Below are 23,713 nucleotides of genomic sequence, written 5' to 3'. Positions count from 1 at the left end.
TCGCAGCCCCTCTCCTCAAGGCCCGGTGCCGCGTCATGAAATTCACGCGGCTCCGCGTCCACGGCTTCAAGTCCTTTGTCGAAGGCACCGATTTCCTGATCGAGCCGGGGCTGACCGGCGTGGTCGGCCCGAACGGCTGTGGAAAATCCAACCTCGTCGAAGCCCTGCGCTGGGTGATGGGCGAGAGCTCGTACAAGAACATGCGCGCGTCCGGCATGGACGACGTCATCTTCGCCGGCAGCGGCAAGCGCCCGGCGCGCAACACCGCCGAAGTGACGCTCGTCGTCGACAATCAGGACCGGATGGCGCCGGCAGCCTTCAACGATGCCGACATCCTGGAAGTGACGCGCCGGATCGAGCGCGAATCGGGCTCGGTCTACAAGATCAACGGCAAGGACGTCCGCGCCCGCGACGTGCAGTTGCTGTTCGCCGACGCCTCGACCGGCGCCCGCTCTCCGGCCATGGTGGGCCAGGGGCGCATCGGCGAGCTGATCTCGGCCAAGCCGCAGGCACGCCGCGCGGTGCTTGAAGAGGCCGCCGGCATTTCCGGCCTCTATTCCCGCCGCAACGAGGCCGAGCTTCGCCTGCGCGCCGCCGAGCAGAATCTGGAGCGGCTGGAAGACGTGCTCTCCGAGCTCGAGAACCAGCTCGAGGCGTTGAAGCGCCAGGCGCGGCAGGCCAACCGCTACCGCAACCTTTCTGCCGATATCCGCAAGACCGAGGCGACCGTCCTTTACCTGCGCATGCTCGCCGCCGCCGTGCAGATGCGCGACGCGGAAACGGCGCTGCAGGCGGCGGGCGAAACCGTGGTGGCCCGCAGCGAGGCGCAGGCTCGCGCGGCCCGCGACCAGGCCGTCGCCGCCAGCAAGCTGCCGGCGCTGCGCGAGGCCGAGGCCGGATCCGCGGCGGCGCTGCAGCGCCTGACACTCGCCCGCGACGCGCTCGACGCCGATGAAAAGCGGATGAAGGAGCGGCTGGTCGACCTCGATCGCCGCCTCGCCCAGCTCAACGAGGACATCCTTCGCGAAGAGCGCATGGTGCGGGAGAACGCGGATATCCTCGCAAGGCTGGACGCCGAAGAGCAGACGCTCCGGGCCGAGGACGCCGAGGCTGTCGGCAAGCAGGCTTCGGCCAATGAGGCGCGCGGCCTCGCCGAGGCCCAGCTCGCCGAGACGGAGCGCAAGCTTGCCGAGGCGACCGCCGCCCATGCCGCGATCGCGGCGCGGAAATCCGAGCTGGAGCGTGCGCATCGCGAGACCGGCGAGCGCACCGCCCGCGCCCGCAACCAGCTTGCGGAAGTCGACCGGGAACTGACGGCGCTGGTCCGCCAGATCGCCGCCTTGCCGGGCGTCGCCCCGGCGCAGGCAGCCGTCGCCGCCGGTGAGGCCACCCTAGCCGAGGCCGACGCCAAGGCCCAGGCGGCAGAGCGCCAGACGGCGCAGGCCCGCGACAGCGAGACCGCCGCCCGCGCGCCGCTGGCGGAAGCCGAGCGCGCGCTTTCCGGCATCGAGACGGAAGCGCGCACGCTCGCCAAGATCCTGGGATCCGGGGCGCCGGCGGGCAAGCGCCCGCCCCTGCTCGACACGCTCTCCGTCGCCAAGGGCTTCGAGGCAGCGCTGGCGGCTGCCTTCGGCGATGCGCTCGACGCTTCGGACGACCTCGCCATGGTCGCGCACTGGCGCGATGTCGCGGCGCTGGGTGACGACCCCGCCCTCCCCGCCGGCGCGCAGCCGCTTGCCGCCAAGGTCAAGGCGCCCGACGTGCTGGCCCGCGCGCTGGCCCAGACCGGGCTGGTCGCCCGCGCCGATGGCCCGGCGCTGCAGAAATCGTTGAAGACCGGCCAGCTTCTGGTTTCGCGCGAGGGCGACCTCTGGCGCTGGGACGGCTATGTCGCCACCGCCGAAGCGCCGACGGCCGCCGCCATGCGCCTCGCCAACCGCAACCGTCTGGCCGAGCTGCAGGAAGCGGCGATCGGCGCTCGCACCGAGGTCGAGAACCACCTGGCCGGATTGGCGCAGGCAGCGCTCGCCGCCCGCAGCGCGCAGGAACAGGAGCGGATGGTGCGCGAGGCCGGCCGCGCCGCGCAGCGCACGCTGGACGAAGCGCGCAGCCGCCTCGCCGCCGTCGAGCGCGAGGCCGGCCGCCTGACCAGCCGGCGCACGGCGCTGGAGGAATCGCGCGAGCGCGTCGTCGCCTCCGTTACCGAGGCCGAAGCGCAGCACGCCAGCGCCGCCAGTGCGCTCGCCGACGCTGCCGACCCGCTCGCGGCGCAGCAGGGCGTCATGATCCTTCGCGGCACGGTCGCCGAGGAGCGCGGCGCGCTGTCCGAAGCCCGCGCCGCCGCCGATGGCCTGACACGCGAAGCGGAAGTTCGTCGGCGCCGTCTGGAGTCGATGGCGGCGGAACGCAAGAACTGGCAGGAACGCGCCCTCAACGCCGAGAGCCAGGGCCGCATCCTGGCCGGCCGGCGCAAGGAGATCGAGACCGAACGCGCCGGCCTTGCCGACGCCCCGGCCGAGATCGAGCAGAAGCGGCGGGCGCTGCTTTCCGAAATCACCCGGGCGGAGGCGGCCAAGCGGGACGCCGCCGACGCGCTGCGCGAAGGCGAGCAGGCGCTGGCCGGCTTCGACCGCGCCTCGCAGGACGCGATGACGGCGCTTTCCGAGGCACGCGAGCAGCGTGGCCGCGGCGAGGAACGGTTGAAGGCGACGCAGGAGCGCCGGCTCGAGATCGAGGCGCGGATCCTCGAGATCCTCGATTGCGAGCCGCATGAGGTGGTGAAGCTCGCCGAGATCGATGCGTCCGCGCCGATGCCGGACCTTGGCCAGCTGGAGACCCGCCTCGACCGGCTGCGGCAGGAGCGCGAAAAGCTTGGCGGCGTCAACCTGCGCGCCGACGACGAGGCCGTGGAAGTCGCCGGCCGGCGCGAGGCGCTGATCAAGGATCGCGACGATCTGATCGAGGCGATCCGGCGGCTCCGCCAGGGCATCGCCAGCCTGAATCGCGAGGGCCGCGAGCGCCTGCTGGCCGCCTTCGACGTGGTAAACGGTCACTTCCAGCGGCTGTTCACCCATCTCTTCGGTGGCGGCGCGGCCGAACTCCAGCTGACCGAATCGGATGATCCGCTGGAAGCCGGCCTCGAAATCATGGCCAGCCCGCCCGGCAAGAAGCCGCAGACCATGACGCTGCTTTCGGGCGGCGAGCAGGCGCTGACGGCGATGGCGCTGATCTTCGCCGTGTTCCTGACCAATCCGGCGCCGATCTGCGTGCTCGACGAGGTCGACGCCCCGCTCGACGACCACAATGTCGAGCGCTTCTGCAACCTGCTGGACGAGATGGCGCGGACGACCGATACCCGCTTCGTCACCATCACCCACAACCCGATCACCATGGCGCGGATGAACCGTCTGTTCGGCGTGACGATGGGCGAGCGCGGCGTCAGCCAGCTGGTCTCGGTTGACCTCGAAACGGCCGAGCAGTTCCGCGAGGCGGGCTAGCCTCCCTCCGTATCGATCGATTCGCGGAATTCAGTCCGGCTTTCTGGCCTCGAACACCAGCGTCTTGATCGGCATACGGCCGGGATCGGCGCCAAATTCGCGCTGAAGCGCCTCGGCGAACGCATCCACGAGCCGATCGGGATCGACACCGCCACGCGCCCGGACCTCGGCGATGGTCGGATTGCCGAATACCAGCCCGCGCGCAAAGGCATGCGCGTCTGGAATGACGGCTTGCCGCCGGATGAAGGCGGTCTCGATATCGGTGAACCCTGCCGCCGCCAACGATGCGCGGATGGGCTCTGGATCGGGACAGGAAAACGGCACCTTGTAGAACTGCGGCGGATCATCGGGGAAAAAGCTGGCGATGGTCTCATGCGCGATCCGGCCATACGGATTGTCGGCATGGGAGCCCCACGTATTGAACAGATAGGTCCCACCGGGCGTCAGAACGCGAAACACTTCGCGGTTGCAGCGGTCCTTGTCGGGAAAGAACATCATGCCGAACTGGCATGCCACGACGTCGAACGAATTGTCGCGGAATGGCAGCACCATGGCGTCGGCGGTCTGGAACTCGACCTGCTCGCCGGGCCGGAACTTCGATTGGGCTCGATCCAGCATCGGCGCATTCAGATCCGTGATGGTCATCCGCACGCTGGCGGGAAGCCTGTCGCGAAGCTGCCGGGACAAGATGCCGGTCCCGGCCGCGATCTCGAGCACGGTCGCAGGATTATGCGCCTCCACGCGGCGGGCTAGATCCTCCGCGGAGGGGCCGAAAATGACCGGCCCGAGCCCCTGATCATAGTGCTCCGGGATATCCCCAACGAAGCGTGCAATGTCGCTGCTCATGATAACCCTTCGATTCCTTATACCGTCAAATAGATAGCCGGTGCCAAGTGACAAGATGGGCCGCCTCGATGCCGGGTTGCCGCTGTTCGGCTATCGGCACTTGGCATTCTGGCGCGGTGGGCCTATTTACGGCGCACCGACAGGCGCAGGAGTTCAGGACAATGAAGCAGCAGGCATCCGCGACGGCGTAATCGCCGCAATCCGCCTGTCCTTGGCGCGCCGATCCGCGCCCTGCTTCCTTCTCCGGTATCTCCATGTCTCTTCGCGCCGCCACGTCGCTCGTGGCCCTGCATGGTGTTTCGTTCGCCACCCCCGACGGCCGCCTTCTCCTTGATGGGATCGATCTCGCCTTCGGGCCGGAACGCACCGGCCTCGTCGGCCGCAACGGCGTCGGCAAATCGACCCTCCTGAAGATCATCACCGGCGAAGCCTTGCCTTCCGCCGGCTCGGTCGAGCGTGCCGGCCGGATCGGGCTGCTGCGCCAGACCGTTCAACCCTCTCCAGGCGAGACCGCCGCCACCGCGCTCGGCATCGGCGCCGATCTCGAAAGGCTCGACCGGCTGGAGCGCGGGCTCGGCACGGATGAGGACTTTGCCGAGGCGGACTGGTCGCTGGAAGCCCGCCTGGGCGAAGCGCTCGCCGCAGTCGACCTCGCGGGGCTCGATCCTGGCAAGGCGATCGACAGCCTCAGCGGCGGCCAGCGCACCCGGCTCGGGCTCGCCGCGCAGCTTCTGGCCGAGCCCGACCTGATGCTGCTGGACGAGCCGACCAACAATCTCGACGCCGAGGGCCGCGCCGCCGTGGCCCGCATCCTGGCCGGCTGGAAAAAGGGCGCGATCGTCGTCAGCCATGACCGGACGCTGCTGCGCGACATGGACCGCATCGTCGAACTCTCGACGCTGGGCGCCCGCATCTATGGCGGCAATTACGACCTCTATGCCGAGCGCAAATCAGCCGAACGGGCGAGCGCCGCGCGCGATCTGGAGAGCGCCCGGAACGAGGCCAAGGCAACGGAGCGCCGGATCCAGGCCAGCGTCGAGCGCCAGCAAAAGCGCGACGGTCGCGGCGCGAAGAATCGCGCCCGGAACGACCAGCCGAAGATCCTGCTCGACGCCAAGCGTGATCGCAGCGAGCGCACCGCGGGCGCGATCGGCCAGCGTGCCGAACACCAGCGACAGGAGGCGGCGGAGGCACTTTCCAGCGCTGAAGCCGAGGTCGAGCGCATCGAGACGCTGGCGTTGCGCCTGCCCTCCACAAAGCTGCCGGCGGGCCGGGTCGTGCTCGCTTTCGACGAGGTCGCGTTCGCCTATCCCGACCGCCCGGCCACCCTTAGCGATTTCAGCCTCACGCTGACCGGGCCGGAGCGCGTGGCGCTGGTCGGCGCAAACGGGGCGGGCAAGTCGACCCTGCTGAGGCTCGCCGCCGGCGAAATCCTGCCAACGATAGGAATCGTGCAGCGGCCCGTCGCGAGCGCCATGCTCACCCAGAGCGTCGATTTTCTCGACCCCGCGCTGTCGATCGTCGAGAATTTCCGCCGCCTCCATCCGGATGCCAGCCTCAACCATGCCCATGCGGTGCTGGCGCGCTTTCTCTATCGCAACCAGGCGGCGCTGAAGCCGGTGCATGCGCTTTCCGGCGGCGAGATGCTGCGGGCCGGGCTTGCCTGCGTGCTGGGCGGTGCGACACCGCCGGGCCTGCTCATCCTCGACGAGCCGACCAACCATCTCGATCTCGATTCAATCGCGGCGATCGAGGCGGCCTTGCGCGAATTCGACGGCGCGTTGCTGGTCGCCAGCCATGATGCGGATTTCCTTGACGCCATCGGGATCGAACGTCGCATCCCCTTCCCGCTCGCTGGCGCGGCAACACCGTTTCCAGCATGATCCCGGCATGATTCAGCCCGTCAGCCCGCCCCGTCCCGCCGATCTGCTCGCCTGGTATGATCGTCATGCCCGCAGGCTTCCCTGGCGGACGCCGCCGGCCGAACGTCGCGCCGGAGTGAAGCCCGATCCCTACCGGGTCTGGCTTTCGGAGATCATGCTGCAGCAGACCAACGTCACGACGGTGAAGCCCTATTTCGAGGCGTTCCTCGCGCGCTGGCCGACGGTCGCCGACCTCGCGGCCGCGCCGACGGAAGACGTCATGAAGGCCTGGGCCGGCCTCGGCTATTATTCGCGCGCCCGCAATTTGAAGGCCTGCGCCGATGCCGTGGTGCGCGAGCATGGCGGCCGCTTCCCGGAAAGCGCCGCGGGCCTGCGGGAATTGCCGGGAATCGGCGCCTATACCTCGGCCGCCATCGCCGCGATCGCTCATGACGAGCCGGCCGCGGTCGTCGACGGCAATGTCGAGCGCGTGCTGTCGCGCGTCTTCGCCATCGAGACGCCACTGCCCGCCGCCAAGAAGGAAATCGGCGCGTTGCAGGCGCAGCTGACGCCGGAAAAGCGGGCGGGCGATTACGCACAGGCGATCATGGATCTCGGCGCCACGCTCTGCACGCCGAAGCGTCCCGCCTGTTCGCTCTGCCCGTGGGAGACCGGTTGCGTCGCCCATGCGCGCGGCACGGAAGAGCTTTATCCGCGCAAGGCGGCCAAGACCGACCGGCCGGAGCGTGCCGGAGCCGCCTTCGTCGCCATCCGCGCCGATGGCGCCATCCTGCTGCGCAAGCGGCCCGAGCGCGGCCTGCTCGGCGGCATGACCGAGGTACCCGGCTCGGACTGGATCCAGGGCTTGGAGCGATCCCAGGGACCGGAGGCGGCGCCGCTCGACGCCGACTGGCAACGCGTCGCCGTGCCCGTCATCCATGTCTTCACCCATTTCCGCCTGACGCTCGACATCTGGCATGCGCGCCTGCCGGACACCCATCCCGCCCCGGACGATTCCTGGTGGGCGAGCGCGGCGGAGCTGCCGCATGAAGCGCTGCCCAGCGTGATGAAAAAGGCGATCGAAGCGGCCGCCCCGGGAGCCACCCGCAAACGGAAATGACGGCCGGAAACCGGCCGTCATTCTTCCTGTCAGAGCGTCAACCTATTGCGGCGGCTGTTGCTGCTGCAGTTGGTCCAGTTGTTGCCGGATCATCCGCTGCGGCCGCTGGTTGTCGCCGCCCTGCTGGTCCGGCACGCACTGACCGCGACGGAAGGTGGTTCCATCGGGGCAATCCGGCCGCTTGCGTTCCGGCTGCTGGTTCCGTTGCGGCCGGTTGTCCTGCGGCGGCTGGCTATCCTGCTGGGGCCGGTTGTCGCGTTGGCGCTGCGGCTGCACGTCAATGCAGCGGCCGTTGCGCAGGCGCTGGTCCGGCCCGCATTCGACCGGCGCCGGCCGAGCCGGGCGATCCGGCTTCTGGACGTCGGTCGGTATGCAGCGGCCACGGCGCGAGATCGTCCCATCGGGGCAAGCCTGCTGGGGCGGATTGGACCGGACGTCGACGCAGCGACCATTGCGCAGGCGCTGGTCCGGGCCGCAGGCGGCGGGCGTGTTCCGGTCCGGGGTCTGGGCGTCGGTCGGCACGCAACGGCCGCGGCGCGAGATCGTGCCATCGGGGCACTGCTGCTGGGGGTTCTGGATGTCGACGCAACGTCCATTGCGCAGCCGCTGATCCGGCCCGCACTGGGCAGGCGCAGGACGAACCGGCTGGTCCGGATTCTGCACGTCAACCGGAACGCAGCGCCGTCCCTTGCGAACCTGGCCATCCGGGCATTGCGCGGCGGCAATCGGACGGCAGCGGCCATTGTCGGCCCGCTCCTGGCCGCGTGGGCAAGGCCTTGTGTCCGGCGGGGCAACGCAACGGCCGTTATTGTCGCGGATCTGCGGCGGACGGCAATCGCCCTGCGGCGGGACGCAGCGGCCATTGTTGTCGCGGATTTGCGGCGGACGGCATTCGCCTTGCGGGGGAACACACCGGCCGTTGTTGTCGCGCACCAGCGGCGGGCGGCACTCGCCTTGCGGCGGGACGCAGCGGCCATTGTTGTCGCGGATCTGCGGCGGACGGCACTCGCCTTGCGGCGGGACGCACCGGCCGTTGTTGTCGCGGATCAGCGGCGGACGGCACTCGCCCTGCGGCGGAACGCAACGACCGTTGAAGTCGCGCACCATCGGCGGGCGGCACTCGCCCTGCGGCGGAACGCAGCGGCCGTTGAAGTCCCGCACCATCGGCGGGCGGCATTCGCCCTGCGGCGGGACGCAGCGGCCATAGCGGTCCATGAACAGCGGCGGGCGGCAGCCGACCGGCGGCACGCAACGGCCGTTGCGATCCATGAACATGGGAGGACGGCAGCCCTGCGGCGGCAGGCAGCGACCGTCGCGGGTCATGAACATGTCCGGCGGGCAACGCTGCGGAATGCACTGGCCACGGACATAGATTTCGTCGCGCGGGCAGCCGCAATAGCCGTTGGGCAGCCGCACCAGGTCCGGCGGGCAGCGCCAGGGAATGCAGCGCCCGTCAACGAAGGTCTCGTAGCGCTCGCAATGCATCGGCGGGGGCAGGCATTCGCCCCGGATGCGGATCATGTCCGGAGGACAGCCTATGGCGACGCAATAGCCATCGCGGAAGCGCGTGCCGATCGGGCAACTGGGCGGCAGCAGGCAAGCGTCACCGACGAGGAAAGTGCCGACCGGGCAGCCGAGCAGTACCGGCGGCGGCGGAGGCAGCGGTTCGGAGAAGCGCGGCGGTGGCGGCGGCGCCACGGCGCGGCGGCCGGGCGCAGGCGCAGCCTCGCAGGGCAGCGTGACGACGGCGCCCATGTGACCGGAGAAGGCGCTGTCGCCCGGCTTGTCACCATAGGCGATGAACCAGCTGTTGGTCGGCGGGGCGTTGGTGGGCAGCACGAGTTGCGTGTCGTTGCCCTGCAGGCCGTCGACGGGTTCGACGGACGGAGCGTCGCCGAGCAGTTGCTCGCCCGTGGACCAGAGCGTGACGGCGCAGGCGTTCATCTGCATGCGGCCGCTGGAATCATAGCCGCGGCCGAGCGCTACGCCGCCATCGGCATTGCGGTAATCCGGCAGCAGGCCAACCGCATATTGCTCCGGCATGGGCAGCCAGAGACCGGGCTCGGAATCCGGCTGCGCCTTCGGCCGGAAGCGCAGCACGCGGCTGTTGCCGCCCTCCGCCACATTGGTGAAATCATAGGCGCCAGTCGGCGGTGCGCGTTCGGCCGCATAGAGCAGGCCGCGATTGTCGAAGGCGATGGAGGAGACCTCCATGCCGGGTCCGAGCACGTCGACGGCGGTCTCGAAGCGCGCGTCGCGGGCGAAGGAGCCGTCGCGGTTGATGCCGACCGACCAGATCTCCGGTCCGGCGGCGACGGAATAGAACAGGCGGTCGCCATGGATCGCGAGCGCGAAGACCAGCCGCTCCGGATCGGCGAAGCCCCAGGTCGCGGGCTGTTCGGTATCGAAGGACTGGCTGGCGATATCGACGCGGACCGGCGTCAGCGGCGCTTCGGCCAAGCCGTTGGCCGGGCGCGCTTCCGTGCCATGGTCATAGGTGCCGCGATCGGCGCCATCGAGGCTGAGCTTGTGGATCAGGCCCGTCGCGCGGTCGGCGACGAAGATCTGCTGGCTGCGCGGGTCGTAGGCAAGACCGCCCAGCGAGGCGGCGGCATTGGCGCCTTCATCGCCGATATTGGCGAAGAGCGCGACCTGGCCGGTCGTGCCGTCGACGCGCCAGATCGAGGTCGGGCCGCCGCGCTGCTCGGCCGGGCCGAACTGGTTGGGCAGGAAGCTGGCGCCCTGCAGGCCGTGCAGCAGGCGCTTGAAGCCGCCGCCGGCCGCATCGGCAAGGCCGATCGACAGGCCATAGGCCGAGGTGGCGGCGAGATAGATCGAAGGCGCCGGCGCATCGTCGAGCGCGACGCCGAAGACCTGGCCGACCTGTCCGGCCTTGACGGTAAAAGGCTTGGCCGCTTCGGACAGCCCGCCCTGCGCGCCGAGCCGGGACACGTCGATGACGCGGGCGGAGGGGCCATCGGCCGGGATGACGAGGTAATCGAGCGGGTCGGCGCCGCTGGGCGCCTGCCCCGCCGCCGTGCCGGAGAAGCCGGTGACAACAGCGTCCTCGGGGCCGACGATCGCCTGTTGCTGCTGCGCCTGCGCGGGTGCTGCGGCAAAGCCCATGCCGGCCGCCAACAGCAAAAAGGCGCCCGATAGGCGCCGTGTCCACATCCCTGAACGGGAAATAGCCGATCCCGCGCCAGCCACCCGCCGCGCCGCCTTCAAGCCCGTAAGCATGGTCGCCTCTCCCGGAACAGCATCCCGTGGCGAAGGTCGCGGCGAAGGAGGGAAGAGAAGAGCCGCGGTCCCAGACACGAAACAAGCTAATCTTCTTTGGCCGAAATCTACGCCACGGCAGAACTTCCAGCCAGCGGGAACATTATTAAGGCATGCGAAATTGTCAGTGACCGCCTTCACAGGGTCAAGAAGATGGTGAGGGTGGTTGCGAACCTACGATTCCAGGACGCGAGGAGCACCCGCCCGTGAGCGAAATCCAGCACATCGTCTTCGATATCGGCAATGTCTTGCTGCGATGGGATCCCGAGATCCCTTTCAAGCGGCTGATCCCGGACGACGCGACCCGGCAACAGTTCCTCGCCGAGGTCTGCACCCCGGACTGGAACCTGGAGCAGGATCGCGGCCGCCCCTGGCAGGACGGCGAAGCGGAGCTGGTGACCCGATTTCCCGAGCATGAGGCGCTGATCCGCGCCTGGAGGGCGCATTGGCACGAAATGGTGCCCGGCTCGCTGGAAGAGACGACGGTGATCCTGGACGAGTTGATCTCGAGCGGCCATGACGTCACCGCCTTGACCAATTTCGCCGAGGACACCTTCACGGAGGCGCAGGAGCGCTTTCCCTATCTGCGCCTGTTTCGCGGCGTCACCGTTTCCGGCCGCGTCGAACTGGTAAAGCCCGATCCCGAAATCTACCGGCTACATGCCGACACGTTCGGCCTGGCCCCGGCCGCGACGCTGTTTTTCGACGACAACGCGGCCAATGTCGAAGCGGCGCGGGCGGCCGGCTGGAAGGCCGAACGCTTCATCGACGCGGCGACGATGCGCGCCGATCTCGCCCGCCACGGCATCACGGTCTCCTGACGCGCCCTCTTCCCGTCTCCCTCCCATCCAGCCCGCTTGACACCTTCGCATCTCATGTAACATTATTTGTTTCATGAGACACGACAGCAGACTTTCGGGCGTCCTGCACGTCCTCCTTCACATGCTCGAGGCCGGCGAACCGATCACCTCTGAGCACCTTGCCGAGATGATGTCGACCAATCCGGTCGTCGTCCGCCGCATCATGGCTGGACTGCGCGATGCCGGCTTCGTCCATTCGGAAAAGGGCCATGGCGGCGGCTGGACCGTCACCTGCGACCCCGCCCAGGTCACGCTCGACGACATCTATGTCGCGCTCGGCTCGCCGCCGGTCTTCGCGCTCGGCCACCGTTCCGAAAACCCGGCCTGCCTCGTCGAGCAGGCCGTCAACGCCTCGCTGGAGAGCGCCTTCCACGATGCCGAGCAGCTTCTGCTGAAGCGCCTCGGCGAGGTGACGCTTGCCGCCCTCTCCGCCGATTTCCACCAGCGCTACCTCGCCAAGCGGGGCACGAAGAAGGACATCAGCCATGCCGTATGACGCCATCATCATCGGCGGCAGCTATGCCGGCCTTTCCGCCGCCATGCAGCTCGCCCGCGCCCGGCGCTCCATCGCCGTCATCGACAGCCACACGCCGCGCAACCGCTTCGCCGCCGCCTCGCATGGCTTCTTCGGCCAGGATGGCGCCGCGCCCCGCGCCATGATCGCCCAGGCGCGCGAAAAGCTTCTCGCCTATCCGAACGTGCATTTCGTCGACGGCACGGCGATCCATGCCGAGGCGGTCCCCGCCGGCTTCGCCATCGATCTCGGCCAGGGCGACAGGCTCGAAGCCGCCAAGCTGGTGCTGGCCTTCGGCGTCGTCGACGAGCTTCCCGACCTTCCGGGCCTGGCCGGCAAATGGGGCAAGTCGGTGCTGCACTGCCCCTATTGTCACGGCTACGAGTTCAAGGGGCAGCGGCTCGGCGTGCTCAACGTCATGGAGAAATCGGTGCATCAGGCGCTGATGATCCCGGACTGGGGTCCGACGACCTTCTTCGTCCATGGCGGCGCGATGCCGGATGCCGAGACGGTGGGGAAGCTCCGCCGCCGCGATGTCGCGATCGAACCGGCAAAGGTCGTGGCCCTGGAGGGAACGGAGACGGATCTTTCCGGCGTGCGTCTTGAGGATGGGCGGGTGATCGAGCTTGATGCGCTCTTCACCGGCTCGCGCACGCGAATGGCGAGCGGAATCGCCGAGCAGCTTGGCTGCGCCTTCGAGGAAGGCATGCTGGGCCCCTTGATCCGCACCGACGCCATGAAGATGACGACGGTGCCGGGCGTCTATGCCGCCGGCGACATTGCGCGCGGCATGCACAATGCCACCTTTGCCTCGGCCGACGGCGTCATGGCCGGCACGGCCGCGCACCAGGCGCTGATATTCGAACCGCTGGCGGCCTGATCCGGGATCGGATCCAGGACGCCAGCGGCTTGTCAGGACACCGCGAGACCCGAGGGCCTCGCGGCGTCGGCTCAGCCTCCGGCTGCAGCCAGTTCATCGCGGACGATCTTCCGGAGATCGTCGATCGAGGTCAGTCGGCCATTGTGGTGGACGTGCCAGAACGTCCAGCCATTGCAGGCATCGAAACCCTGCACCAGCGCGCCGACCCGGTGGATCGAGCCCATCATGGCGCCGGATTCGAGCGAGGCGTCGGCCCGGACGCGGGCCTGATGGCGGCCCCGTGAATCCGTGAGCACGGCGCCCGGTACGATCAGGCCGCGCTCCAGCAGTGTGCCGAACGGAATGCGCGGCTCGGAGCGCTTGCCCTTGAGCAGTTCGAGGGCCGCGGCCGGCGCGGTCTCGACGGCATCGATGCGGGCCTGGGCCGCGTCGATATAGGCCTGCTCACGCTCCACGCCGACGAAATGACGGCCGAGGCGCTTGGCGACGGCGCCGGTCGTGCCCGAGCCGAAGAACGGATCGAGGATGACGTCGCCGGGCTTCGACGAGGCCAGCATCACCCGGGCCAGCAGCGCTTCCGGCTTCTGCGTCGGATGAACCTTGTGGCCGTCGCCATCCTTCAGGCGCTCGCCGCCGGTGCAGATCGGCAGCAGCCAGTCGGAACGCATCTGGACGTCGTCGTTGAAGGCCTTCATGGCCTCATAGTTGAAGGTGTATTTCGAGCCCTGCCCGCGCGAGGCCCAGATCATGGTCTCATGCGCATTGGTGAAGCGCTTGCCGCGGAAGTTCGGCATCGGGTTGGCCTTGCGCCAGACGACGTCGTTCAGGATCCAGAAGCCGAGATCCTGCAGCATCGCGCCGACGCGGAAGATGTTGTGGTAGGAGCCGATGACCCAGAGCGCGCCATCCGGCTTCAGCACGCGGCGCACCGCCAGCAGCCAGGCGCGGGTGAAGGCGTCATAGGCCTCGAAGCTGTCGAACTTGTCCCAGTGATCATCGACCGCGTCGACGACCGAATGATCCGGACGGGTCAGACCGCCCTCGAGCTGCAGATTGTACGGCGGATCGGCAAAGACGAGATCGACCGACGCGGAAGGCAACTTCTCCAGCGCGGCAATGCAATCGCCCTTGATGATGGTGTCGAGCCAGGGTGCCTGGTTCGCGACCTCGATCGGCTTCCGCGCAAGTGCCTTCATTTCCCAACTCCCCAACGCAACGAAACATGCGCCTATGGTTAGCGAACAGGGTGAAGGACCCGTTACGAAGCATGGTTAATCAATTGTAAGCGCACGAAATTGCACGTTTTTGCCGGCTTCGACATCGTTTCGCCGAAAGTCTTGGTTTATGGTTCGGCGTCGAAAGGGCCCGGCGCCGGGCCGCACCATCGAGGCCATCATGATCCGCGGTTTTCTTGCCCTGCCGGCTGCGCTGGCTCTTCTTTGCGCGACCAGCGTCAGCGTGCTCGCCGACGACGTGATGCTCGTGATCGACGCATCCGCCTCGATGGCCGGAAAGCTCGGCCGCGACCGGAAAATCGATCTCGTCGCCGATAGCGTCGAGACCGCGGTCGCCGATTTCCCGACGGAAGCGCGCATCGGCGTGCTCGCCTTCGGCGCCAAGAGCAAGACCAGCTGCACCGATGCAGAAGTCGTCGCTCGGCCCCAGCGCAACAACAACGAGATCGTTGCCGCGGCCGCCGCCAAGCTGCAGCCGCGCGGCAAGGCGCCGCTCGCCGTCGCGGTCGAGCGCGCCGCCAACGCGCTCGACTACAAGAAGGAGCGCGCCACCGTCATCGTCTTCGTCGACAAGGTCGAGGCCTGCGATGCCAATCCCTGCGTGCTGGCGGAATCGCTGGCCGAGCGGGCAAAGGACCTGACCGTCGAGGTGATCGGCCTCGGACTCGACGACAAGGACATCGAGAGCGTCGCCTGTCTCGCCGAGAAGACCGGCGGCAAGTTCATCAACGCCAAGGACGGCACCGACGTGGCCGGCGGCCTCGCCGCGGCCCTCGCCTCGGCCAAGGCGCCGCCGCCCAACCTGCCCTCCGCCCATATCGAAGCGCCGGCCAAGGTGATCCAGTCGGCCGTCTTCGACGTCGCCTATGACGGCCCCAAGGCCAAGGGCGACCGGGTGCAGATCGTCTGGCCGGGCCTGCCGGCGGGATCGGAAATCCGCAGCGTGCTGGTCGCCAAGGACGGCAAGATCCGCAAGCTGCGCGCCCCGGCCGAACCCGGAACCTACGAGATCCGCTATTACCATCCCGAGCTCAACGTCATCCTGGCGACGCAGTCGATCGAGGTCGATGTCCGTCCGACCACGGTCACCGCACCGGACCGCGTCGGCGCCGGCGCCCCCTTCAGCGTCGCCTGGTCCGGACCGGCCGCCGCTTCGGATGTGATCGAGATCGCGCCGGAGGCCGCCAGCACGAAGCTCGCCGCGATCAGCGTGAACAAGGACGGCCGCGCCCTGACCTTCACGGCGCCGATCGCGCCGGGACGCTACGAAGTGCGTTACCGCTCGGCCGCCGACCAGACGATCGCCGCCAAAGCCGGCTTCACGGTCGATGCGCCGTCCGCGTCGCTGAACGGCCCGGCAACCGCCAGGCCCGGCAGCGAGATCAAGGTCGACTGGAAGGGCCCGGCGGCTCGTTTCGACGACGTCGTCATCGCCCGCGCCGAGATGCCGGCCGGCGAGCATGTCACGCTGGCGCGCATCCGTCCCGACCGGCCGACCGTCGCGATCACCGTGCCCGCCGAGCCCGGCAGCTACGAACTGCGCTACATTGCCGGCGACGGCACGGCAATCTTCGCCCGCGCGCCTCTCACGGTGCGCTAGAGGCCGCAACCGGGCCCTTTTTCAGCGCGGATCGGAACGAGACAGTTTCGCCGCGATCTGATAGAGAGCCCGCGTATTTGACCGGCGAGATCGCGTCTTGCACCCGATCCCGCCCTCGCCCTGTCCTGCAACGCGCGATCCACGTCCGAACCATTCGCGACGCTTCGAGATCCGCTCAGACTGACCGGAAGGTCCTTCATGCTTGTTCTTTTCGATTGCGACGGAGTGCTCGTCGATTCCGAAATCATCTCCTCGCGCGTCGACAGCGAGCGGCTCGCTGGCATCGGCTACGACATTTCGGTCGAGGAAATGTCGCACCGCTTCGCCGGCCTCACCTGGGACCGCATCTCCAAACTGATCGAGGCGGATCTGGGCCACGCGCTGCCCGAGAACTTCCATGAGGAGACCAACAAGGAGCTCGACCGCCGGCTCGCCAAGGACCTGCAGATCATCCCCGGCGTGCAGGAGATGCTCGATGCGCTCGACTACCCGCGCTGCATCTGCTCCAACTCCTCGCCCGAGCGGCTGAAGATCTCGCTGACCAAGACCGGGCTCTACGATCGCTTCCGCCCCTACATCTTCTCGGCCGTCGCCGTCCGTAACAAGCAGCCGAAGCCGTCGCCCGACGTCTACCTGCATGGCGCGGCCGAATTCGGCGTCGACCCCAGGGACTGCATCGTCATCGAGGACTCGACCCACGGCATTCATGCGGGCCGCGCGGCCGGCATGCGCGTGGTCGGCTTCACCGGCGGCACCCATTCCTGGCCCGGCCATGCCGACGCCCTGACGGCTGCGGGCGCCATCACGGTCATCAACCGCATGCGCGACCTGCCGGCCACGATCGAGGCGCTCGCCGCCTGGCACCCCGAAGACGTCTGATCGGCGGGAGTTCGACGTGACCGACACGCAGTCGCCCGCTTTCGTGCCTTTGCTGGCCGCCAAGCGCTCGCCGGCGCAGATCGTGGTGCTCGTCGCCTGTGGGGCGCTGTTCCTCGCGGCGTCGTCCTACATCGCAGTGCCGATGGTGCCGGTCCCGGTGACGATGCAGACCTATGCGGTCATGCTGGTCGGCGCGCTGGCCGGCTGGCGCTACGGGGCGCTGATCGTGCTGGTTTGGCTGGCAGCCGGCCTCGCCGGCCTGCCGGTGCTTGCCGGCGGTGCCGGGGGCCTCGCGCCCTTCACCGGGCCGACCGCCGGCTATCTCGCAAGCTTCCCCTTCGCCGCCGCCTTCTGCGGCTGGATCGCCGAGCGCGGCTGGACAAGGCGGATCGCCTGGTCCTTCGCGGGCTTCCTGCAGGCGCAGGCGATCTGCCTGGTACCGGGCGCGCTGTGGCTTTCGACCTTCGTCGGCCCTGCCAAGGCCCTGGCGTTCGGCGTCACGCCGTTCCTGGTCGGCGCGGTGATCAAGGCGGCGCTCGCGGTCTGCACCCTCGTCGTCATCGGAAGGCTCGCCGGCGGGCGTGCCTCGGCGCCTTGACCGTCCGGCTGCGCGCCCATCACCTGCTCTGCATGCTGACCTATGTCGGCAAGGGCTACACGCCGGCCTTCTGCACCAATTACGACGCGATCACGACGCGGCTGACACGCGGCGAGGATATCGAGATCGTTGCCGGCCCGGACGATGTCTGCGCGCCCCTGCTTTCGACGGACGACCCGCATTGCCACAATGACAGCGTGCTGGTCCGCGACGCGGAGGCCGCGGCGGCTGTCTCCGCCCTCCTGGAAACGCCGGTCTCCGACGGCTTCCGCCTGTCGCTCGATGCCATGACGCTTACCCGCTTCCAGGCCGCCTTTGCCGCCGGCACGACGCGGACGGCCTGCGGAGGCTGCGAGTGGTCAGCGCTCTGTGACAGCGTCGCCGCCGGCGGGTTCCGCGGCACCCGCCTGTCAAAAACCTGAGCGTTATCCGGTGGGTGGCGTGACCGGGCTTCGCCGCAGCCGCATGAAGAACCGCCATCGCTCCAGCCGCCGCCAGCCGCTCCAACGTAGCCGCACGCGCACGCGGGCATCGGATGCGTCGAACTCGCCGGAGAACCGCCGGGCACGCGGTGGCGCGCCGGTCCTCGGCCCCAGCACGCGGTCAAAGCCGATCGCGTCGCGGCCCGGCAGGTCGCGCACGGCGGGCGGCCGGAAATAGGGCATCATTCCGCAGCGCCAGGCGATCTCGTCGGCCGTCAGATCCGACGAGACGACGAACGACTTGGCCGGAACCACCTTCACATAGGATGCCGCGGCCTCGTCCTGTGGACGGGCGTCGATCCTGCCCTCCAGGAAGGCCGGAATCTGATCGACCAGCCTGGCGGCGGCATGGGCGAGCGCGACGGCATAGCTGTCCGCGGGCGGCTCCTTCGGAAAGGCTACCGGCGTCTGCGCGACGATCGCGCCCGTGTCGAAATTGGAGTCGAGCAGATGCAGCGTCGCCCCTGCCGCATCCGTCGCACGGTCAAGGATCATGCCCGGCAGCGGCGTCGGCCCCCGGTAGCGCGGCAGCAGCGAGGGGTGGATGTTGAAGGCGCGGCCGGGAAAGAGATCGAGCAGGTCGGGCGGAATGAGATGATGGAAATAGGCCGAGATCAGCACATCGGCCCTCGCCTCTCGCGCCAGCCGCACCCGGTCCGGATAGAGGCGGAGGCTCGGGACCTCAATGATCGGCACCCCCGCCGCCCTCAGCTGACGGCCGATCGACCATTGCGGCGCGACCCGTCCGAGCTTCCGGTCGAATCGCCAGAGGTCTTCCTTGCCCGAGGCCGTCCAGAAGGCCGCGATCGTGTGGCCGTTGGCCAGCCAGCGCGCGACGATCGCCGCCGGGGCAACCGACGGGCTACCCAGTAAAAGTGCCGTCAGGGCCAAGCGAGCCCCCTTCCGGTCCAGGAACCAGCGGCTTCGCGAGCCGCCGGTTTACACAACGGCAACGCACCGTTACCGTTGCGCTACCGAAGCAGGAGCACAGTATGACACCGATCCGCAAACCCTACGCCAAGCCCGTCCTGACGAAGGGCGAAGCGCTGGGCGCCATCGCCGCGGTCTTGGCCCAGAGCAACGGCAAGAGCTGACGCTCTATTCCGCCGCGGCCGCCTCCACCCACGGCTCCGGCTTTTCCCATTTGAGCTTGGGCGAACGCGCAGCGCGCGTCTCGTCCAGGCGGCGGCGCGGCGCATAGCGTGGCGCCTGCTGGAAGCGCTCCAGTTCTCCGGCCTTCGCCCTCATCACCAGATCCCGCAACGTCGCGATGAACAGGTCCAGCGAGGCCTTGGATTCCGATTCCGTCGGCTCGATCAGCATCGCGCCATGCACGACGAGCGGGAAATACATCGTCATCGGGTGATACCCCTCGTCGATCATCGCCTTGGCGAAATCGAGCGTCGAGACGCCGGTGCCTTCCAGGAAGGTGTCGTCGAACAGCACCTCATGCATGCAGGTGCGGTCCCCCGAAGGCTGGCTCATCAGGTCGCGCAGGCCGGCGCGGACATAGTTGGCGTTGAGCACGGCATCCTCCGACGCCAGCTGCACGCCGTCCGAGCCATGCGACAGCATGTAGGAAAGCGCGCGGACGAACATGCCCATCTGGCCATGGAACGCCGTCATGCGGCCAAAGGGCGTCTCTCCCGGCAGCAGCGCTTCGTCGCTCTCGACGAGAACCGGGCCGTCCTCCCGGCCCGTACGAAGGGCAGCGGCGCGAAGGCCGCGAGACGCTCGGAGAGGACGACAGGACCCGCGCCCGGACCGCCGCCGCCATGCGGCGTGGAGAAGGTCTTGTGCAGGTTGATGTGCATCGCGTCGACGCCGAGATCGCCGACCTTGGCCTTGCCGACGATGGCGTTGAAATTGGCGCCGTCGCAGTAGAAATATGCGCCCGCCGCATGGATCGCCGCGGCGATCTCGACGACGTCGCGCTCGAACAGGCCGCAGGTGTTCGGGTTGGTCAGCATGATCGCGGCGACATCGGGCGAGAGCAGCGCCTTGACCGCCTCCGGCGCAACGGTGCCATCCGGCCTAGCGGGGACGGTGACGACCTTGAAGCCGATCAGGGCGGCGGTGGCCGGATTGGTGCCATGCGCCGATTCCGGCACCAGCACGATGTTGCGCGTCTCGCCCTTGGCGGCGATGGCGGCCTTGATCGCCATCATGCCGCAAAGCTCGCCATGCGCGCCGGCCTTGGGCGACAGGGCGACCGAGGTCATGCCCGTCATCTCGAGCAGCCAGCGGCCAAGCTCGGCCATCAGTTCGACCGCGCCGCCGACCGTCGAGAGCGGCTGCAGCGGATGCACGTCGCCGATGCCGGGCAGTCGCGCCATCTTCTCGTTGAGGCGCGGATTGTGCTTCATCGTGCACGAGCCGAGCGGATAGAGGCCGCTATCGATGGAGTAGTTCTTCTGGCTGAGGCGCACATAGTGGCGCATCGTTTCCGGCTCGGAGAGGCCGGGAAGATCGATCGGCTGCTGGCGGGCGAGCTTGCCGAGGCGCGGCTTGAAGTCGGCGGGTTCGTCGAGATCGACGCCGGTGACGTCATGCCGTCCGACCTCGAACAGCAGCGCTTCCTCGATCTGAAGGGCGCGGTTGCCGGTGAAGGTATCAGGCAGGTCGGAGGTCGCTGCGGTGGCGGCGACGGTGGGGCGACCCTGGCTGTTCATGCTCATGCGAGCACCTCCGAAAGCGCGGCCACGAAGGCGGCGCGGTCATCATCCGTGTTCACTTCGGTCGAGGCGACGATCAGCAGATCGGCGAGTTCGGCCTTGCCGGGCTCGAGCCTGGAGACCGGCACGCCGGCGAGCACGCCCTTGGCCACCAGCTTCTCGACGATATCGGCGGCGTTGCCCGGCAGGCGGATGGTGAACTCGTTGAAGAACGAGTCATTCAAGAGACTTACGCCCGGCAGCGCAGAAAGCGATTCAGCGAGCTTCACCGCATTGGCGTGATTGACCCGCGCCAGCCGCGCCAGGCCCGTCTGGCCGAGAAGCGTCATATGGATCGTGAACGCCAGGGCGCAAAGCCCTGAATTCGTACAGATATTCGAGGTCGCCTTGTCACGGCGGATGTGCTGCTCGCGGGTCGACAAGGTCAGCACGAAACCGCGCCGGCCTTCCGCGTCGACCGTCTCGCCGCAGAGCCGGCCCGGCATCTGGCGGACGAACTTTTGACGCGTGGCGAACAGGCCGACATAGGGGCCGCCGAAGGAGAGCGCGTTGCCGATCGACTGGCCTTCGCCAACGACGATGTCGGCGCCCTGCGCGCCGGGCGGTTCGATCAGGCCGAGCGAAACCACCTCGGTGAAGACGGCGATCAGCAGCGCGCCGACCTCATGCGCCTTCGCCGCGATCGGCGCGAGATCGATCAGGTGGCCATAGACGGAGGGCGACTGCACGACGACGCAGGACGTGTCGGCATCGATTGAGGCGAGAATGTCCTCGGTCGCGTCGGGATCGGCCGGCAGCGACAGGACCGTATCCCCGGCCATGGGCGAGAGCGATTCGACGACGGCGCGATAGTGCGGGTGCAGGCCGCCGGAGAGCACGGCCTTCTTCCGCTTGGTCAGGCGATGCGCCATCAGCACGGCTTCGACCGTCGCGGTGGAGCCGTCATACATCGAGGCGTTCGCCACCTCCATGCCGGTCAGATGCGCGATCTGGGTCTGGAATTCGAACAGGACCTGCAGCGTGCCCTGGGTGATCTCCGGCTGATATGGCGTGTAGGCGGTCAGGAACTCCGAACGCTGGATCAGGTGGTCGACGGTCGCCGGCACATGGTGCTTGTAGGCTCCGGCGCCGACGAAGAACGGCACCGAGGACGCCGAGACGTTGCGGGCCGAAAGGCGGCCGAGCGTGCGCTCGACGGACATTTCTCCGGCCGCCTTGGGCAGGTCCAGCCCGTGGACGCGAAGGTCCTTGGGAATATCGGCGAACAGATCGTCGATCGAGCCGACGCCGATCGACGCCAGCATCGCCTGCCGGTCGGCATCGGAATGGGGAAGATAGCGCATTGCCTGGTCTTTCCTTCACCTCTCCGCTCGCGGGAGAGGTCGACGGCGCCGCCGTCGGGGGAGGGTTTCGGGGCGGTCGTTCGGCTACAGGGTCTCGACGAACGCCCGGTAGGCGGCCTCATCCATCAGGCCGTCCAGTTCGCTGGGCTCGGTCAGCGTCAGCTTCAGGAACCAGCCGTCGCCTTCGGCGGCGTCGTTGATCATGGCGGGCGACTTTTCCAGGGCGTCATTGACGGCAAGCACGACCCCGGAGACGGGGGCGTAGACGTCGCTGGCCGCCTTGACGGACTCGACCACCGCCGCGTCATCGCCCTTAGCGAAAGTTTTGCCGACTGCGGGAAGCTCGACATAGACGACGTCGCCCAGTTGCGACTGCGCGTAGTCGGTGATGCCGACATAGGCCGCGTCGCCATCGATGCGGACCCACTCGTGATCCCTGGTGAAATAGCTGGTCATGGTGATCTTCCCTGGAAGGTGCCGTTCAGGCTTGCTTGCGGAAATAGCGGTGGGGAACGAAAGGCATGGCGACGACGGATGCAGCAAGATCCTTGCCGCGCACCACCAAAGTCACCGGCGTGCCGGGCGCGGCATGATCGGCCGCGACATAGCCCATGGCGACGGGGCCGCCGGCCGTCGGGCCGAAACCGCCCGAGGTGACGATGCCGATGGTGGTGCCGGCGGCATCACGGATCTCGGTGCCCTCGCGGGCGGGCGCCCTGCCCTCGGGCTTGATGCCGACGCGCAGCCGCGCCGGACCGGAGGCGAGTTCGCCCAGGATGCGCCCGGCGCCTGGAAAGCCGCCCTCGGCGCGACGGCGCTTGGCCAGCGCGAAGCCGAGATCGGCCTCGACCGGCGAGGTCGCCTCGTCGATGTCGTGGCCATAGAGGCAGAGGCCGGCTTCGAGCCGCAGCGAATCGCGCGCGCCGAGCCCGACCGGTTCGACCTCGGGTTCGGCCAGCAGCGCGCGGACCAGCGCCTCGGCGTCGGCCGACCGGACGGAGATCTCGTAGCCGTCCTCGCCGGTATAGCCAGAGCGGCTCAGATGGCAGTCGATGCCGTCGACGACGAAGCGCGCCGCCGTCATGAAGCCCATTCCGGCCGCTTCCGGGCAATGGCGCGCCATCACCTCGGCCGCCTTCGGCCCCTGCAGCGCCACCAGCGCCAGGTCGTCGGCCGGCTCCAGCGTGACGCCCTCGGGCAGGTTGGCGGCGATATGGGCGTAATCGATCGTCTTGCGGCCGGCATTGACGACCAGATAGAGCGTGCCGTCCTCGTTGGGATCGGCGGAACGCGTGACCATCAAATCGTCGATGATGCCGCCTTCCGGCGTCGTCAGCAGCGTGTAGCGGATCCGGCCGGGCGCCAGCGCCTGGAATTCGCCCGGCGTCAGCGCCTCGAGCGCGCGCGCCGTCGTCGCATGATCCGGGCCGACCAGATAGGCCTGCCCCATATGCGAGACGTCGAACAGGCCCGCGCTTTCGCGCGTCCAGTTATGTTCGGTGAGGATGCCCTTGGGGTATTGCACCGGCATCGCATAGCCCGCGAAGGGCACCATGCGGGCACCGAGTTCGCGATGGAGGCCGGCAAGCGGCGTCTCGAGCAGAAGGTCCGTATCGGCCTGTTCAGCCATGCACCAGAATCCTCGACAGGGTCCAAATGGCACGGGCAGGCCCAATCTGGCCTGTTCCGCGCCCCCTCTGTCTGAGAACCTGAGAGATTTCCCACGCTTGGCCGTAAGGCAAGCGCGGCTACTCCTTCGGTGAGCCCTTGCCTGATGATGGCAAGAAGCTGCTTTCCAGAGCGTCGCCGACCGTCCGGTCCGTTGGCCTGAGAGTTTCCGGGGCGGTTGCTCCTTCGGCGCCGACGGGGCTTTCACCCCTTCGGTCTCTCCCGGCGGTCGTTCAGCCGGCGACCATGGTCGCCGACTCGACAGGATCGCGACACGGATCCTGTCTGGCTCGTTAGTGGCGGATACCGGGCATGCCTGTCAATCGACGGAATGCCCGGAGCTGCCTCAATACTGGACAAATGCCAGAAGCCGGA

General features: G+C 68.3%; 17 protein-coding genes, 1 pseudogene and 2 riboswitches. Of the genes and pseudogenes, 10 read left to right on the top strand and 8 right to left on the bottom strand.

Annotated features, from left to right (window positions below; all coding sequences use genetic code 11):
* Positions 1 to 35 precede the first annotated feature (35 nt).
* The gene (gene smc / locus ACHMWQ_RS10495; RefSeq protein ID WP_396307418.1) at positions 36 to 3,497 is read left to right on the top strand and encodes a chromosome segregation protein SMC; all 3,462 of its coding nucleotides are present in this window, start codon (positions 36 to 38) and stop codon (positions 3,495 to 3,497) included.
* Positions 3,498 to 3,527: 30 nt separating this feature from the next.
* On the opposite strand, the gene ACHMWQ_RS10490 is transcribed toward smc, so the two are convergent.
* Positions 3,528 to 4,343, bottom strand: coding sequence for a class I SAM-dependent methyltransferase (locus ACHMWQ_RS10490; protein WP_396307417.1), 816 nt, complete (start codon positions 4,341 to 4,343; stop codon positions 3,528 to 3,530).
* 254 nt (positions 4,344 to 4,597) lie between these two features.
* Here ACHMWQ_RS10490 and ACHMWQ_RS10485 point away from each other — a divergent pair, with 254 nt between their 5' ends.
* Complete coding sequence (locus ACHMWQ_RS10485; protein WP_396307416.1) at positions 4,598 to 6,226, top strand: ABC-F family ATP-binding cassette domain-containing protein; 1,629 nt, start codon at positions 4,598 to 4,600, stop codon at positions 6,224 to 6,226.
* Between the two features lie 7 nt (positions 6,227 to 6,233).
* Positions 6,234 to 7,325 carry an A/G-specific adenine glycosylase gene (gene mutY / locus ACHMWQ_RS10480; protein WP_396307415.1) on the top strand — a complete coding sequence of 364 codons (1,092 nt, stop codon included), beginning with the start codon at positions 6,234 to 6,236 and terminating at the stop codon, positions 7,323 to 7,325.
* A gap of 42 nt (positions 7,326 to 7,367) precedes the next feature.
* Here mutY and ACHMWQ_RS10475 read toward each other — a convergent pair whose 3' ends face one another.
* Entirely contained in the window at positions 7,368 to 10,451 is a 3,084-nt protein-coding gene (locus tag ACHMWQ_RS10475; protein ID WP_396307414.1) for a hypothetical protein, read from the bottom strand.
* A gap of 359 nt (positions 10,452 to 10,810) precedes the next feature.
* On the opposite strand from ACHMWQ_RS10475, the gene ACHMWQ_RS10470 reads away from it, so the two are divergent.
* The 3 genes from ACHMWQ_RS10470 (at position 10,811) to ACHMWQ_RS10460 (ending at position 12,858) form a co-directional block, all read left to right on the top strand.
* Complete coding sequence (locus ACHMWQ_RS10470; RefSeq protein ID WP_396307413.1) at positions 10,811 to 11,425, top strand: HAD family hydrolase; 615 nt, start codon at positions 10,811 to 10,813, stop codon at positions 11,423 to 11,425.
* A gap of 73 nt (positions 11,426 to 11,498) precedes the next feature.
* A complete protein-coding gene (locus tag ACHMWQ_RS10465) occupies positions 11,499 to 11,960 on the top strand; it encodes an Rrf2 family transcriptional regulator (RefSeq protein ID WP_266332956.1) in 462 nt (153 codons plus the stop codon).
* Positions 11,950 to 12,858, top strand: a complete 909-nt coding sequence (locus ACHMWQ_RS10460; protein ID WP_396307412.1) for an NAD(P)/FAD-dependent oxidoreductase — start codon at positions 11,950 to 11,952, stop codon at positions 12,856 to 12,858. The genes ACHMWQ_RS10465 and ACHMWQ_RS10460 overlap by 11 nt, the downstream gene beginning before the upstream one ends.
* Before the next feature lie 71 nt (positions 12,859 to 12,929).
* Here the strand turns inward: ACHMWQ_RS10460 and ACHMWQ_RS10455 are convergent, their stop codons facing one another.
* A complete protein-coding gene (locus ACHMWQ_RS10455; RefSeq protein ID WP_354547898.1) occupies positions 12,930 to 14,054 on the bottom strand; it encodes a site-specific DNA-methyltransferase in 1,125 nt (374 codons plus the stop codon).
* A 199-nt stretch (positions 14,055 to 14,253) separates the two neighbouring features.
* Here ACHMWQ_RS10455 and ACHMWQ_RS10450 point away from each other — a divergent pair, with 199 nt between their 5' ends.
* From ACHMWQ_RS10450 to ACHMWQ_RS10435, 4 genes are all read left to right on the top strand, one after another.
* Positions 14,254 to 15,693 (top strand): VWA domain-containing protein, encoded by a 1,440-nt coding sequence (locus ACHMWQ_RS10450; RefSeq protein ID WP_396307411.1) that lies wholly within the window; start codon positions 14,254 to 14,256, stop codon positions 15,691 to 15,693.
* Between the two features lie 198 nt (positions 15,694 to 15,891).
* Positions 15,892 to 16,572: an HAD family phosphatase gene (locus ACHMWQ_RS10445; protein ID WP_354547895.1), complete on the top strand. Its 681-nt coding sequence runs from the start codon at positions 15,892 to 15,894 to the stop codon at positions 16,570 to 16,572.
* Positions 16,573 to 16,588: 16 nt separating this feature from the next.
* Positions 16,589 to 17,170, top strand: coding sequence for a biotin transporter BioY (locus ACHMWQ_RS10440; protein ID WP_396307410.1), 582 nt, complete (start codon positions 16,589 to 16,591; stop codon positions 17,168 to 17,170).
* Positions 17,167 to 17,592: a DUF1284 domain-containing protein gene (locus ACHMWQ_RS10435; RefSeq protein WP_396307409.1), complete on the top strand. Its 426-nt coding sequence runs from the start codon at positions 17,167 to 17,169 to the stop codon at positions 17,590 to 17,592. Before ACHMWQ_RS10440 ends, ACHMWQ_RS10435 begins: the two co-directional genes overlap by 4 nt.
* A gap of 3 nt (positions 17,593 to 17,595) precedes the next feature.
* On the opposite strand, the gene ACHMWQ_RS10430 is transcribed toward ACHMWQ_RS10435, so the two are convergent.
* From ACHMWQ_RS10430 to gcvT, 5 genes and pseudogenes are all read right to left on the bottom strand, one after another.
* Entirely contained in the window at positions 17,596 to 18,543 is a 948-nt protein-coding gene (locus ACHMWQ_RS10430) for a formyltransferase family protein (protein ID WP_396307408.1), read from the bottom strand.
* A 207-nt stretch (positions 18,544 to 18,750) separates the two neighbouring features.
* Positions 18,751 to 20,330 (bottom strand): annotated as a pseudogene (gene gcvPB, locus ACHMWQ_RS10425) (aminomethyl-transferring glycine dehydrogenase subunit GcvPB).
* Positions 20,327 to 21,670 carry an aminomethyl-transferring glycine dehydrogenase subunit GcvPA gene (gene gcvPA / locus ACHMWQ_RS10420; protein WP_396307407.1) on the bottom strand — a complete coding sequence of 448 codons (1,344 nt, stop codon included), beginning with the start codon at positions 21,668 to 21,670 and terminating at the stop codon, positions 20,327 to 20,329. The pseudogene gcvPB and the gene gcvPA overlap by 4 nt, the downstream one beginning before the upstream one ends.
* Positions 21,671 to 21,754: 84 nt before the next feature.
* Positions 21,755 to 22,126, bottom strand: a complete 372-nt coding sequence (gene gcvH / locus ACHMWQ_RS10415) for a glycine cleavage system protein GcvH (RefSeq protein ID WP_396307406.1) — start codon at positions 22,124 to 22,126, stop codon at positions 21,755 to 21,757.
* Between the two features lie 25 nt (positions 22,127 to 22,151).
* Positions 22,152 to 23,300 (bottom strand): glycine cleavage system aminomethyltransferase GcvT, encoded by a 1,149-nt coding sequence (gcvT, locus tag ACHMWQ_RS10410; RefSeq protein ID WP_396307405.1) that lies wholly within the window; start codon positions 23,298 to 23,300, stop codon positions 22,152 to 22,154.
* Positions 23,301 to 23,357: 57 nt separating this feature from the next.
* A riboswitch (glycine riboswitch) is annotated at positions 23,358 to 23,479 on the bottom strand.
* Positions 23,480 to 23,573, bottom strand: a riboswitch (glycine riboswitch).
* Between the last annotated feature and the right edge of the window lie 140 nt (positions 23,574 to 23,713).

Origin of the sequence: Kaistia sp. UC242_56 (assembly GCF_044452255.1) — a bacterium.
Classification (GTDB): domain Bacteria; phylum Pseudomonadota; class Alphaproteobacteria; order Rhizobiales; family Kaistiaceae; genus Kaistia; species Kaistia defluvii_A.
The sequence above is the reverse complement of the archived record's forward strand: the minus strand, read 5'-3'. Positions and strand labels throughout refer to the sequence as shown.

What these genes read in the sequence shown, in the direction of transcription:
- ACHMWQ_RS10490 (WP_396307417.1), bottom strand. Translation starts at nt 4,343, where the DNA reads ATGAGCAGCGACATTGCACGCTTCGTTGGGGATATCCCGGAGCACTAT.
- ACHMWQ_RS10460 (WP_396307412.1), top strand. Translation starts at nt 11,950, where the DNA reads ATGCCGTATGACGCCATCATCATCGGCGGCAGCTATGCCGGCCTTTCC.
- mutY (WP_396307415.1), top strand. Translation starts at nt 6,234, where the DNA reads ATGATTCAGCCCGTCAGCCCGCCCCGTCCCGCCGATCTGCTCGCCTGG.
- ACHMWQ_RS10445 (WP_354547895.1), top strand. Translation starts at nt 15,892, where the DNA reads ATGCTTGTTCTTTTCGATTGCGACGGAGTGCTCGTCGATTCCGAAATC.
- ACHMWQ_RS10465 (WP_266332956.1), top strand. Translation starts at nt 11,499, where the DNA reads ATGAGACACGACAGCAGACTTTCGGGCGTCCTGCACGTCCTCCTTCAC.
- gcvH (WP_396307406.1), bottom strand. Translation starts at nt 22,126, where the DNA reads ATGACCAGCTATTTCACCAGGGATCACGAGTGGGTCCGCATCGATGGC.
- ACHMWQ_RS10485 (WP_396307416.1), top strand. Translation starts at nt 4,598, where the DNA reads ATGTCTCTTCGCGCCGCCACGTCGCTCGTGGCCCTGCATGGTGTTTCG.
- ACHMWQ_RS10455 (WP_354547898.1), bottom strand. Translation starts at nt 14,054, where the DNA reads ATGAAGGCACTTGCGCGGAAGCCGATCGAGGTCGCGAACCAGGCACCC.
- ACHMWQ_RS10450 (WP_396307411.1), top strand. Translation starts at nt 14,254, where the DNA reads ATGATCCGCGGTTTTCTTGCCCTGCCGGCTGCGCTGGCTCTTCTTTGC.
- gcvT (WP_396307405.1), bottom strand. Translation starts at nt 23,300, where the DNA reads ATGGCTGAACAGGCCGATACGGACCTTCTGCTCGAGACGCCGCTTGCC.
- ACHMWQ_RS10475 (WP_396307414.1), bottom strand. Translation starts at nt 10,451, where the DNA reads ATGGGCTTTGCCGCAGCACCCGCGCAGGCGCAGCAGCAACAGGCGATC.
- gcvPA (WP_396307407.1), bottom strand. Translation starts at nt 21,670, where the DNA reads ATGCGCTATCTTCCCCATTCCGATGCCGACCGGCAGGCGATGCTGGCG.
- smc (WP_396307418.1), top strand. Translation starts at nt 36, where the DNA reads ATGAAATTCACGCGGCTCCGCGTCCACGGCTTCAAGTCCTTTGTCGAA.